Below are 12,570 nucleotides of genomic sequence, written 5' to 3' on the forward strand. Positions count from 1 at the left end.
AGCGTCAGTTGGCCCAGCGCACGTCTTCCAGCACGGTGGTGGGCAAGGGGGTGTTGACCCAGAAGCCTTGCAGCTTGCGGTTGAGCACAAAGGTCTGCGGCACCATGAACAGGAACACGTTGACCGCGTCGTCGGCAATGCGGCGTTGGGCCTGGCCCAGCAGGCGGTTCAGCTCGGCCTCGTTGGGGGCGTCCATGGTCTGGTCCCACAGCTTTTTGAAGGCGGCGTTGTCGTAGTTGAAGTAGTAACCGTCGCGGGCGTAGATGTTGAGGTCCATGGGCTCCACGTGGGCAATGATGGACAGCGCATAGTCCTTCTTGTTGAACACCTGGGCCAGCCAGTCTTTCCAGCCCAGGTTTTGCACCTCCACCTGGAAGCCAAGGTTTTCCAGGTCTTCGGTGATGCTGACGCTGCCGATGCGGCCATAGCGGGTGGGCGGGGCCACCAGCGCCACCTTGGTGCCGGGTTTGACCCCGGCGGCCTTCAGCAGGCTGCGGGCCAATGCGGCGTCGTGGGGGTAGCGCTGCACCAGGTCCACGTAGGCGGGATGGGTGGGGGCAAAGTGGCTGCCGATGTAAGCGGGTTGCAGGTCTTCCCCGTAGAACACCTTGAACGGGTCGCGCCGGATGCCGTGTGACAAGGCGCGGCGCACGCGCAGGTCGTTGAACGGGGGGCGTTCGTTGTTGATGGCCAGCAGCACTTTCTGCTCCACCTGGCGGCGCAGCACCTGGATGTCGGGGCGGCCCTGGAAGTTCTGCACCCGGTCGGTCACGCTGATGAGGCCGTCGAGTGCGCCTTCGAGCAGCAGCGACTCGCCCTCGGTGCGTCCCCCCACAAACACAAACTCCACATGGGTGAGCGCGGGTTGTCGGCCCCAGTACAGGGGGTTGTGGTCCAGCACCAGCTTGGCGCCTTTGTCCCAGCGGCTGAAGCGGAACGGACCGGTGCCCACCGGCTGCTGGTCCACAGTGGCGACATGGTCCGGGTGCACCATGACCGCAGCAGGCAGGGCCAGCGCAAAGGGCAGGAAGGGGTCGGGGGCACGCAGGCTCAGGCGCAGGCGGTTGGCGCCCACGGCCTGGGCGGTCTGCACACGTTCAAACCACTTTTTTTGCGGGTTCTTGGAGTCCGCCGCCAGGATGCGTTGGATGGACCAAGCGGCCACCTCGGCGTTGAAGGGCCGCCCGTCGTGGAACCGCACGTTGGCACGCAGGTACAGGTCCAGTTGCAAGCGGTCGGCTGACAGCACCCAACTGGTGGCCAACCGGGGGGCAATGTGCCCTTCGGCGTCCAGCACGGTCAAGCCTTCGAACACGTTGGCGTAGAGCATTTCGCCAATGGAGGCGGCGGCCACGGTGGTGGGGTCGAGCGACGGAGGCTCCAGCGTCAGGCCCAGGCGCAGGTCTTCACGGGCGGCCCAGGCGCTGGTCCACACCAGGGCACTGAGCCACAGCGCCACCAGCTTCAGGAACCAGGTGCTGACGCGGGCCTGGGTGGGGTGCCGGGGCACCGGCTCCGGGGCATGGGTGAAGCTCATGGTTGCACCTCAGGGAAGGGGAAGGTCCGGCACCTGCACCGGCTCGTCGGTGGCACACACGCGGTTGCGCCCAGCCGCCTTGGCCTTGTACAGCGCCACATCGGCCGCTTGAAAGGCTTGTTGCATGAGGGAGGCGGCACGGACATCGTCCGCCGCCAAGGGCAGCCCGGTGATCAACGCCACCCCCACGCTGACGGTGAGCGGCACGGGCTCCTGCGGGCTGTGGAAGATGGGTTGCTGTGCCACGTTCTGGCGCATGCGCTCGCACACCTCCAACGCGGCCTCCAGGCCCGACACGGGCATCAGCACCACAAATTCCTCGCCGCCAAAGCGGGCGAGCACGTCGCGGTCGCGCAGGGCTGCGCCCAGGCTTTGGGCCACATGCACCAGGGCCTGGTCGCCAAAGTCATGGCCAAAGCGGTCGTTGACCTGCTTGAACAGGTCGATGTCCAGCACCGCCACCGCCAAGGGGCTTTTGACGGCCACCAGCATGCGGCGGCTGGCGGCGTCGAAATGCCGCCGGTTGGCCAGGCGGGTCAGGGGGTCGTGTTCGGCCAGGTAGGTGAGGTCTTGGTTGGCCCGCTGAAGCTGGCGTTCGTTGGCCTGGATGCGCTCCACGTAGTTGCGCACGGTGTGGGCCAACCGGGCGATTTCGTCGTGCCCAGGGACGGCCAGGCCTTGCTCGTCCACCGGGTCCTGGCTGACCGCACGCTGCAAATCCACCACCCGGCGGACCACGGTGCGGTGCAAGTAGGTGACCAACACCAACATGAGCACCACCATGAGGCCCGTCAAGCCCCACAGCAGGTTTTGCTGGCGACCCACTTCGGCACTGAGCTGGTCCACGCGGTCGCGCATGCGCGAGCGGGTGTCCGCCGAGAAGTAGCCCATCAACACCGACAGCTCGGCCCCTGTTCCGCGGTTGCGCATGGCCGTCTGGGCGATGCGCTCTTCCAGCTGGGCCATGGCGGCGGTGCCCCGGGCCAAGCCTTGCTCGCGCAGGCGCAAGCGTTGCCGAACCAGGGTGTCCACCTCTTCCACGCCTGCTGCCAGTCGCCCTTGGGTGCCTTCCAGGCGCGTGAGCAGGTCGGGATCGGTGTGGCCATGAGAGGCCACCTGCCGGGTCATTTTGCGCACCCACTCCAAGCTGTCGACCAAGTCCACCCATTGGCGTCGGCGTTCCTCCTGCGACTGGGATTGCGCCAGCGACAGGCTCTGGCTGATGAGCGCCTCAGACTGCTGGACCAGGCGCACCGAGTCCATCAGATGGTCCAGCTCGTTGGCCACCACCTGCTGCAGGCCGTTCTGCAAGCGCCCCAGGGCCTGGTGCGTGAGCACTGCCGCCGACAAGGCCAGCCCCACCAGCGCCACCGTCCAGAGGCGGGTGCGGGCCACCAGGCCAAAGCGGGGGGCATCGGCGGTCACACGACCTCCAAGGCGTGGGGGTTCAGGGCCCCCCCAGGGACACCAACGGCTTCTTTCATGGGCTCAGTTAAGCACGAAACAGCCCCGTCTGGAACCGGGTCAAACCACCTTCACGGGGGCCGATGCCACCACCGTGCGCCGCCCCACGCCGGTGGCGGCCACCACCGCCAGCGCCAGGGTGAACGCGGCCCCGGTGAGGGTGGCGGCATACCAGCCCCGGTCCATGAACACGCCAAACACCACGGGCGACACCGCAAACCCGGCGTCCAGGCCCGAATACACCAGGCCGTACACCCGCCCGGTGGCCCCTTTGGGGGTGGCCTTCTTGATCATCATGTCGCGGCTGGGGCCGCCCACACCCACCGCAAACCCGGTGGCCGCCAGCCCCGCCATGGTGCCCATGGCCCCCAGCCAGCCCGTGGCGCACAGCAACAGCAGCACGGTGCCCGCCGCCATGGCCCAGGCCACCACACGGTCCGAATGGACGGTCTGCGCCGCCACGAAACCGCCCACCAGCATGCCCAGCGCACCGCACAGCATGTAGGCGGTGATGGTGAGCGTGGCCAGCTCCAGGCTGGCCCCGTGGGCCGCCTTCAGGATGGACGGGCCGAAGCTCTGAACCACCGCCAGCGTCATGGTGGAGAGGAAAAAAAACGCAAAACACCACCACACCACGGGCAGCTTCATGAAGGCCAAGTCTGTGCCCTTGGGCGCGTCCACATGGCGCACCACCACCTCGGTGCGCAGGTGCTCACGCTTCCAGAACAGCAACAGCAGCACACCGGCGTACATCAGCGCGGCGGCGTGGTAGGCGGTGCGCCAGTCGGCCAAGGCGGTGATGCCCACCAGAAACACCGGCGCCAACGCCCACCCCAGGTTGCCCGTGAGCCCGTGGGCGCTGAACGCGTGGCCCAGACGCCCCACCGACACGCGCTGGTTGAGGATGGTGAAGTCCGCGGGGTGGAACGGCGCATTGCCCGCGCCCGCCAGCAAGGCCACCACCATCAAGCCCGTGTAACTGGTGGTGATGGAGGCGACCAGCGATGCCGCCAGAAACAGGCCGATGGCCCCGAACAGCACCGGACGCGCCCCGATGCGGTCCACCACAAACCCCGCCATCGCCTGACCTGAACCCGAGACGACAAAAAAGATGCTCATCAGGAAACCCACGTCGCCATAACTCAGCCCGAAGTCCTTCATGAACATGGGAAACAGCGGGGCCAGCAACAGGTGCGAGAAGTGGGACGTGGCATGCGCCAACCCCACCAGGCCGATGACGGTGGCGTCCTTCTTGAGGGGCACAGGGGTGGGCGACGAGGGATGGAGGGCGGCGGCGGTCATGCGCCCCATGTTAAGGGGTAGGTTTGACTCGGGTTTGACACCCTCAGGGTTTCCCTGGGGTGCGCAGGCCCAATGCACCGTGTCCAATGTCAGGATGAAATAAGTTAACTGCTTATATTCTTATTTTACAATTTTTAGAACGGAGACACACCATGAAACCCATCCTCACCCTCGCCCTGGGCCTGTGCGCCACCTCGCTGGCCTTTGGCCAGGCCGCCACCATCGCCGTGGGCACGCCGCTGACCATTTTCGAAAACCAGAAAGTGGTGGTGGTGCAGACGGCCAAAGGCCCCATCGAGATCACCCGCACCATGACACCCTGCGGCAAGAACGGCGGCACCATCCAGCCGCTGGTGCCGGTGGCGGGTGTGCACCCCATTGGCGAGACCGAAATCATCCAGGCCCTGAGCGACCGTGAATCGCTGGTGGTGGACATGCGCGACACCAACGACCGGGTGAAGGGCACCATCCCCGGCTCGCTGGGCATTCCTTACACCGAGGTGGTGGACCGCATGGCCGAGCTGGGTTGCACCAAAGCAGGCAGCACCTGGAACTGCAGCGCCGCCAAGAAGGTGTACGCCTTCTGCAACGGCCCCACCTGCCCGCAAAGCCCCACAGCCATCCGCGCCATGACCCGCGAGGGCTTCCCCGCGGACAAGATCTACTACTACCGCGGCGGCATGCTGGACTGGGACGCCCTGGGCCTGACGTCCGTCAAGAACGAGTTCTGAACGCCCGCTCCTTCAGCATGGTGCAGGGCATCCAGCAGAGGCAACCTCAAGGAACACCTGATAATCGCGGGATTGACCTCACTCTTACATTGCCCGTTCGCATGACCTCTCCCGTTGCAGACCTCAATTTGCCCCTACTCAATGCCGCACGGCAGGCCATCCAGGATGGAGCGCTACAGAAAGCGGCAGAAACGCTGAACAAAGCCAACCGACAGAACCCCAACGACCCTCGCGTTCACCTGGTTGGGTCATGGTTGGCGGAAGTATCTGGCAATCTCAACGGGGCTTTGGACAGGATGCAACGTGCAGTCACCCTGGCCCCCAACTGGACGCCCGGCCAGCTGGGTCTGGGGTTGTTGCTTGTCAAGCACCGTCGGTTTGTCGAAGCGTTGGCGGCGTCGGACACGGCGTTGAAGCTGGAGCCAGACAACATGAGCGTGCTCATGGGTTCGGTTGAAATATCCCGCAAGGCAGGGGACTTGGAACGGTCCGTCAGGCTGTTGCGCCATGCATTGACCATCGTCCCCAATGACCCTCAATTGCGTTTGATGATTGCCACCGATTTGCAACGACACCGGCAACACGACGAGTCATTGCAGGTCTGGAACAGTCTTGCAACCGAATTCCCAGAAACCGTTGAGCCCCGACTTGCCCGGGTGCAAATTGCCCTTGCCAAAAACGATCCCGCAGGAGCCAAAGCGGATGCGGACTGGCTTGTGGAAAAAGAACCTGCCAACGAAACATTTCAGTACTACCAAGCAGTGGCCAACGGCAAAGTGCCCGACTCACAACCTGCTGCACTGACCATGGGGTTGTTTGACTGGTACGCAGAAACCTTTGACGCCCAGCTGGTGGGGAGCTTGGCCTACAGGCTTCCAAAACTTGTCGCCGATCGAATTCTCGCGGAGCGTGCTGACAAGAAGTTCAACGTGCTGGACCTGGGCTGTGGGACCGGCCTGCTCGGTGCCTGCCTTGGCAGGCTGCAAGGCGCTTTGGTTGGCGTGGAGCTGTCCTCCAAAATGATTGAACAGGCCGCCAAGCATGGTGTGTATGACAAATTTCACACCGTCAACTTGCATGACGCGTTGGAAGCCACTCCCGACTCGCTTTACGAAATCATCGCAGCACTGGATGTGTTCGTCTATGCGGGCACCGTGGACAAGGCCATCCCCAATGCCCACCGCATCCTGACCCCAGGCGGTCAGTTTGTGGCGTCATTCGAAGAAGCAGCGGTCGACGGTCCCAACATGGAACTTCGTCCTTCAGGTCGGTACGCCCACAAACGCTCGCATGTGCAAAGCGTGTTTGAACAAGCAGGATTTGTTGACGTGGTGGTGCAAGATGTGCTGCTGCGCATGGAGGCTGGAAACCCTCTGAACGGCTATGTGGTGTGGGGACGCAAAGCCGTCTCCCACTGAACACCGCCGTTGCAGTACGGAGCCCCCTCAACCATCGGTTGAGGGGGCTTTTTCAGTTTCGAAGTTCCGTTACGCGCCTACAGTCCCCGCAGCGCCAAACTCGAACTGCCCCGGGTTGCGCACCGGGTCCACGCTGACGGCAATCACCGACTTGGGCGGGTAATGCCCTTCCAGCAGCAGCTTGGACAGCGGGTTTTCGATCCGCTGTTGAATGGCGCGCTTGAGCGGGCGGGCACCAAACACCGGGTCAAAGCCCACCTTGGCCAGTTCGGCCAGGGCGGCGTCCGACACCTCCAGCCGCAGGTCCATGGCCTGCAAGCGGGCTTGCAGCACCTTGAGCTGGATGGCCGCGATGCGGGCAATGTGCTCGGCATCCAGGCCGTGGAACACCACCGTTTCGTCGATGCGGTTGAGGAACTCGGGACGGAAATGGTTCTTCAGCTCGCCCCACACCGCGTCCTTGATGTCCTGCACGTCCATGCCCACCATGCCCTGGATGAGGTGGCTGCCGATGTTGCTGGTCATCACGATCACGGTGTTCTTGAAATCCACGGTGCGGCCCTGGCCGTCGGTCAAGCGGCCATCATCCAGCACTTGCAGCAGCACGTTGAACACGTCGGGGTGGGCTTTTTCCACCTCGTCCAGCAGCAGCACGCTGTAGGGCTTGCGGCGCACGGCCTCGGTGAGGTAGCCGCCCTCCTCGTAGCCCACATAGCCGGGGGGCGCACCGATGAGGCGGGCCACGGAATGTTTTTCCATGAACTCGCTCATGTCGATGCGGACCAGGTGTTCCTCGCTGTCGAACAAGAACCCGGCCAGCGCCTTGCACAGCTCGGTCTTGCCCACGCCAGTCGGGCCCAGGAACAAAAAGCTGCCCGTGGGGCGGTTGGGGTCGCTCAGGCCCGAGCGTGAGCGGCGGATGGCGTTGGCCACCGCGGCAATGGCCTCGTCCTGGCCCACCACGCGCTCGTGCAGCTTGGTTTCCATTTGCAGCAGCTTGTCTTTTTCGCCCTGCATCATCTTGGCCACGGGAATGCCGGTGGCGCGGCTGACCACCTCGGCAATTTCTTCCGCGCCCACCTGCGTGCGCAGCAGCTGGTTGCCCTTGCCACCACCGCTGCCGGCCTCCTTGGCCTGGGCTTCCTTCAGCTGGCGCTCCAGCTCGGGCAGCTTGCCGTATTGCAGCTCGGCCACCTTGTTGAAGTCGCCCTTGCGGGTCAGCTCTTCAATCTGGAAGCGCAGCTTGTCGATGGCCTCTTTCACCTGGGCGCTGCCCTGGGCCTGGGCTTTTTCGCGCTTCCACACCTCGTCCAGGTCGGCAATTTCGAGTTGCAGGTCCTCAATTTCGGCCTCGATCAGCTCCAGGCGCTTTTGCGAGGCTTCGTCCTTTTCGCGCTTGACGGCTTCGCGCTCGATTTGCAGCTGGATCAGGCGGCGGTCCAGCTTGTCCATGACCTCGGGCTTGGAGTCCAGCTCGATCTTGATCTTGCTGGCGGCCTCGTCGATCAGGTCAATGGCCTTGTCGGGCAAGAAGCGGTCGGTGATGTAGCGGTGGCTCAGCTCGGCGGCGGCGACGATGGCGGGGTCGGTGATGTCCACGCCGTGGTGCACCTCGTAGCGTTCCTTCAGGCCGCGCAGGATGGCGATGGTGGCCTCCACCGTGGGCTCGCCCACCAGAATCTTCTGGAAGCGGCGCTCCAGCGCAGCGTCTTTTTCGATGTACTTGCGGTACTCGTCCAGCGTGGTGGCGCCCACGCAGTGCAGCTCGCCACGGGCCAGCGCGGGCTTGAGCATGTTGCCCGCGTCCATGGCGCCTTCGGCCTTGCCCGCGCCCACCATGGTGTGCAGCTCGTCGATGAAGACGATGACCTGCCCCTCCTCCTTGGCCAGCTCGTTGAGCACGTTCTTCAGGCGCTCCTCGAACTCGCCGCGGAACTTGGCCCCGGCCAGCAAGGCGGCCATGTCCAGGCTGAGCACACGCTTGCCCTTGAGGCTGTCGGGCACCTCACCGGCCACGATGCGCTGGGCCAGCCCCTCGACGATGGCCGTCTTGCCCACGCCGGGTTCGCCAATCAGCACCGGGTTGTTTTTGGTTCGGCGTTGCAGCACCTGGATGGCGCGGCGGATTTCGTCGTCGCGGCCAATCACCGGGTCCAGCTTGCCCTGGCGGGCGCGCTCGGTCAGGTCCAGGCAGTATTTTTTCAGGGCCTCGCGCTGGCCTTCGGCCTCGGGGCTGTTGACGTTCTGGCCTCCGCGCACGGCGTCGATGGCGGCTTCCAGGCTCTTGCGGGTCAGGCCGTTGTCTTTGGCCATGCGGCCCACGTCACCCTTGGCATCGGCCACGGCCAGCAGGAACAGCTCGCTGGCCATGAAGGCGTCGCCGCGTTTGGCGGCCTCTTTTTCGGTGGCTTGCAGCAGGGTTTGCAGGTCGCGGCTGACCTGCACCTGCTCACCGCCCTGCACCTGCGGCAGGCGCTTGACGGCGTCTTCCGCAGCACGTTGCAGCCCGCCCACGTTGACCCCGGCGCGCTGCAACAGCGACTTGGGGCCATCGTCCTGGCGCAGCATGGCCAGCAGCAGGTGGGCGGGCTCGATGTAGGGGTTGTCGCCCACGTTGGCCAGCGACTGGGCCTCGGCCAGGGCTTCCTGGAACTTGGTGGTGAGTTTGTCGACGCGCATGGTGGCAGTCCTCTTGAAGATTCAACTGCCACCGACGTGAGGCCATCCCGGGTGGTTTCAAGGGTTTGCACCCGTGGATGGCCATGAATTACATGACTTTTTGGCCTATAGCGCTTTTAAATAAAGCGTAAGAAGCTATCAAATCAGGAGCTTTTGCGCACACTGCGCCTCGGCGCTTTGGCGGCTGCACCCGCGGCTTTCGCTGCAGGGGTCGCGGGGGCGTCTGGCTTGGCCTTGGGCGCAGCGCCCGCCTCTGCCACGGCCTGCCCCGGGTGCCGTGCAAGCCGCGACGGCAGGGCCGAAGGTTCGGACGACAGCAGGGTTTCAAACCGCTGCACCAGCGCCTGGGTTTCGGGGGCCATTTCGTCCACCGGACCCAGCACGTGGTGGACCGCCTCCAGGGCCCATTCGCGCAGCTCGCGGGTGGGCAGCAGCTTGGGCAAGGCGGCAATGGCCTTTTCGCGCTCGAACTCGGTGATGATGGACTGCTGGCGGATCAACGCCGACCGGTCTTCCTTGCTCAGCGAGGCGAAAGGCTCCTCCTCGGTCAGCAGCTTGGACGAGCGCTCCAGCCGGTCGCGCCGCACCGAACCGCGGGAGTCGGCCAGCAAAATCAGCATGCGGATGACCGCCTCTTCCAGCCCACCCTGCCCAATGCCCAGCAGCATGGCCTGCACTTCGGGCAGGTAACGCAGTTCGGCGGGGTCTTTTTGCGTGCGGGCGTGGGCATGGGTGGCCCCCACCCATTGCATGAAGGGGTTGCCGTACAGGCCGATGAAGGCCAGTTCGTAGGCGGCATCGCGGGTGTCGCGCCACAGGTCCATGCCGTGGGTGATGCTGGTCGCCACGAGCTTTTCAGCCGCCAGGAAGGGGTTGTCGGCTTGCGCCGGGGCACGCTCGTGGCGCACCTTGTCCGCGGCCTGCTCCACCAAGGGCATGAGCGGGTTGAAGGCGTTGGCAAACGAGCGCCGACTCACCCGCGAGGGGTGGGCGTTCTCGATGGCCTTGGCCACCTGGGGCGTGACCAGGGCCTGCACCGCCGGGCGCACCAGGGTTTCGTAGGTGTGCACGCCCATCTCGGACAGGCGGGCCACGGCGGCAAAGTCGCGCTCGTCGGACCGATCGGGGCTGATGATGCCCAGCAGGTCGGCCATGGTGCGGTTCTGGAAGCTGACGACAAAGTGCTCCTCGCCGTCGTCCTCGCTGATGTCCTCAATGACCATCTCGTACAGCCCGGGGGCCAGCGATTCGATGGTCTTGAGGGTGGACGCCATTTCGGCGTGCTCCTTCTTGGCCACCGACGACGACACGAAGATGCCCAGGTGCCCCACCTTCTCGTGCACCATGTAGATGATGCGGTTGCCGCGCACGACGATTTCGCGTTCGTCGGTGTAGGTGTCGGCAATCCAGTTCAGGGCCTGCTGCGGCGGGGTGATGTTGTCGCCCTTGCTGGCAAACACGATGATGGGCGAGCGGATGGCCTTGAGGTCCAGCGGGCGGCCATGCTCCAGCGACGCCTCGCCACGCGCCAGCTTGTTGCCCACGAACAGCTGCTCGACGATCCAGCGGATTTCCGCCTCGTTGGTGAAGTGGAAGCCCCCCCACCACTTTTCGAACTCCAGGAAGGACTCGCGGTCCTTGTCCACGTTGGCAAACAGGTCGTAGTACTTGCCAAAGAAGTTGCGCCCGGGGTTGAGCATCTCGAAGTTGCTGACCAGGTGCGCACCGTCAAACTGGCCATGGCCCAGGTCGGACATGAGCAGCGCGGGCATGGCCCCACCCAGCAGGCCGCCGTTGTAGCGCATGGTGCTGTCACCCGCATGGCCCGACCAGTAGGCCATGGGCGCCCCGTTGATGACCAGCGGGCCAGAGATGTCCGGGTTGGCCGCGGCCAACACCATGGTGGCCCAGCCGCCCTGGCAGTTGCCCACGATGATGGGGGCCGGTGCATCGGGGTGGCGGCGGGTGATTTCGCGCACAAACTCGGCCTCGGCCCGCATCACGTCGGCCAGGGTCTGGCCGTACACCGGGCGCTGGCGGAACACCACGAAGTACACCGGGTGCCCCGCACGCAGCGCCACGCCCACCTGGCTGTCCTGCTTGAAGCCGCCAATGCCGGCACCGTGCCCGGCCCGGGGGTCGATGATCATGTAGGGGCGCTTCCAGGCATGCACCTTCACGCCCTTGGGCGGCAGGATGTGCAGCAGCTGGTAGTTGACGGGGCGCGGCAGGGTTTCGCCGTCCACCACCAACTCGTGGTCGTACACCAGCACGGGCGGGGTGCCCGCGGCCTCGTGCGCCAAGTCGATGTTGCCGCGCTCGCGCAGCGTGTCCACCGTCAGCACGGCGCGTTGCAGGGCGTCGATCCAGTAGGCGCTGGCCGCCGACAGCAGCGTGCCGCTGGCCAGGGCCTTGCGCACGCCGTCGGCCACCTCGCCGCCCTGCGCCACCACCTTGCGGTTGAACTCGGCCTGGGCCTGCTGCATGCGCTGGCTGTGCTGGGCCGCGCTGTCCTTCAGGCGCTGGGCTTGGTGGTCCAGCACTTCTTTTTCGTTGTGGACACGTTCACCCAGGTGGACCGGGCTGAACAGGGGCTTGGGTGCGTACATGGCAAAACCTTGAGGGGTGAATGACAGGGCTCAGCCCATGATGTGGGCACCGGCATCCACGTGGATGACGTTGCCCGTGATGTTGCGTGCCTGCTCGCACGCCAGGAAAGCGGCCAGTGCGCCCACGTCTTCAGGGGTGGCCAGGCGGTGCATGGGCGCTTGCTGCACCGCGCGGTCCATCAGCGCGTCGAACTGGGCAATGCCGCCCGCGGCGCGGGTCAGCATGGGGCCGGGGGACAAGGCGTTGACCGAAATGTTCTTGTCGCCCAGCTCGGCCGCCAGCTCGCGCACCGTGGCCTCCAGCGCGGCCTTGACCGGCCCCATGAGGTTGTAACCCTCCACCACCTTCTCGGCGCCGTAGTAGCTCATGGCCATGCAGGCCCCACCTTGCTTCATCAGCGGTTCGGCCAATCGGGTGAGGCGGATGAACGAATGCACCGACACGTCCATGGCGGCCACAAAACCTTGCAGCGAGGCATCGACCACGCGACCATGCAAGTCCTGCCGCGGCGCAAAGGCGATGGAGTGCACCAGGATGTCCAGCGCCCCCCACTGCTGTTGGATCTGCTGGAACAGCACCTCGTCCTGCCCCGGAACCGACACGTCCAGCGGGCAAATGAGCGGCGAGCCGATCTGCTCGGCCAGCGGGCGCACATGCGGCTCCGCCTTGGCGTTGAGGTAAGTCACCGCCACCTGCGCACCCCCACGGTGCAGCGCCTGGGCCACGCCCCAGGCAATGGACTGGTCGTTGGCAATGCCCACCACCAGTGCTTTTTTTCCGGCCAAACTGAACATGCCCACTCCCAACGCCCTGTCAAAGCGGACCACTC

General features: G+C 65.1%; 8 protein-coding genes. 2 read left to right on the top strand and 6 right to left on the bottom strand.

The features are described from left to right. Window positions 1-4: 4 nt before the first annotated feature. From ACYVB7_RS13930 to ACYVB7_RS13940, 3 genes are all read right to left on the bottom strand, one after another. Window positions 5-1,537, bottom strand: a complete 1,533-nt coding sequence (locus tag ACYVB7_RS13930; RefSeq protein ID WP_460508690.1) for a periplasmic substrate-binding domain-containing protein — start codon at window positions 1,535-1,537, stop codon at window positions 5-7. Between the two features lie 9 nt (window positions 1,538-1,546). Further along, window positions 1,547-2,962, bottom strand: a complete 1,416-nt coding sequence (locus tag ACYVB7_RS13935; RefSeq protein ID WP_460508693.1) for a GGDEF domain-containing protein — start codon at window positions 2,960-2,962, stop codon at window positions 1,547-1,549. Between the two features lie 99 nt (window positions 2,963-3,061). Further along, window positions 3,062-4,303 carry an MFS transporter gene (locus ACYVB7_RS13940; RefSeq protein ID WP_460508696.1) on the bottom strand — a complete coding sequence of 414 codons (1,242 nt, stop codon included), beginning with the start codon at window positions 4,301-4,303 and terminating at the stop codon, window positions 3,062-3,064. Between the two features lie 152 nt (window positions 4,304-4,455). Here ACYVB7_RS13940 and ACYVB7_RS13945 point away from each other — a divergent pair, with 152 nt between their 5' ends. Both ACYVB7_RS13945 and ACYVB7_RS13950 read left to right on the top strand, forming a co-directional pair. Beyond that, entirely contained in the window at window positions 4,456-5,034 is a 579-nt protein-coding gene (locus ACYVB7_RS13945; RefSeq protein ID WP_460508699.1) for a rhodanese-like domain-containing protein, read from the top strand. Window positions 5,035-5,135: 101 nt separating this feature from the next. Continuing rightward, the gene (locus tag ACYVB7_RS13950; RefSeq protein ID WP_460508701.1) at window positions 5,136-6,452 is read left to right on the top strand and encodes a tetratricopeptide repeat protein; all 1,317 of its coding nucleotides are present in this window, start codon (window positions 5,136-5,138) and stop codon (window positions 6,450-6,452) included. Between the two features lie 69 nt (window positions 6,453-6,521). Here ACYVB7_RS13950 and clpB read toward each other — a convergent pair whose 3' ends face one another. From clpB to fabI, 3 genes are all read right to left on the bottom strand, one after another. Next, complete coding sequence (gene clpB, locus ACYVB7_RS13955; RefSeq protein ID WP_460508704.1) at window positions 6,522-9,131, bottom strand: ATP-dependent Clp protease ATP-binding subunit; 2,610 nt, start codon at window positions 9,129-9,131, stop codon at window positions 6,522-6,524. Between the two features lie 143 nt (window positions 9,132-9,274). After that, complete coding sequence (locus tag ACYVB7_RS13960; RefSeq protein ID WP_460508706.1) at window positions 9,275-11,740, bottom strand: DUF3141 domain-containing protein; 2,466 nt, start codon at window positions 11,738-11,740, stop codon at window positions 9,275-9,277. Window positions 11,741-11,770: 30 nt separating this feature from the next. Then, window positions 11,771-12,535, bottom strand: a complete 765-nt coding sequence (gene fabI / locus ACYVB7_RS13965; RefSeq protein WP_460508708.1) for an enoyl-ACP reductase — start codon at window positions 12,533-12,535, stop codon at window positions 11,771-11,773. Window positions 12,536-12,570 lie beyond the last annotated feature (35 nt).

This window comes from Hydrogenophaga soli (genome assembly GCF_054777695.1).

Coding starts and splice junctions, on each gene's coding strand:
- ACYVB7_RS13940 (WP_460508696.1), bottom strand. CDS start 4,303: ATGACCGCCGCCGCCCTCCATCCCTCGTCGCCCACCCCTGTGCCCCTC.
- ACYVB7_RS13945 (WP_460508699.1), top strand. CDS start 4,456: ATGAAACCCATCCTCACCCTCGCCCTGGGCCTGTGCGCCACCTCGCTG.
- clpB (WP_460508704.1), bottom strand. CDS start 9,131: ATGCGCGTCGACAAACTCACCACCAAGTTCCAGGAAGCCCTGGCCGAG.
- ACYVB7_RS13950 (WP_460508701.1), top strand. CDS start 5,136: ATGACCTCTCCCGTTGCAGACCTCAATTTGCCCCTACTCAATGCCGCA.
- fabI (WP_460508708.1), bottom strand. CDS start 12,535: ATGTTCAGTTTGGCCGGAAAAAAAGCACTGGTGGTGGGCATTGCCAAC.
- ACYVB7_RS13960 (WP_460508706.1), bottom strand. CDS start 11,740: ATGTACGCACCCAAGCCCCTGTTCAGCCCGGTCCACCTGGGTGAACGT.
- ACYVB7_RS13930 (WP_460508690.1), bottom strand. CDS start 1,537: ATGAGCTTCACCCATGCCCCGGAGCCGGTGCCCCGGCACCCCACCCAG.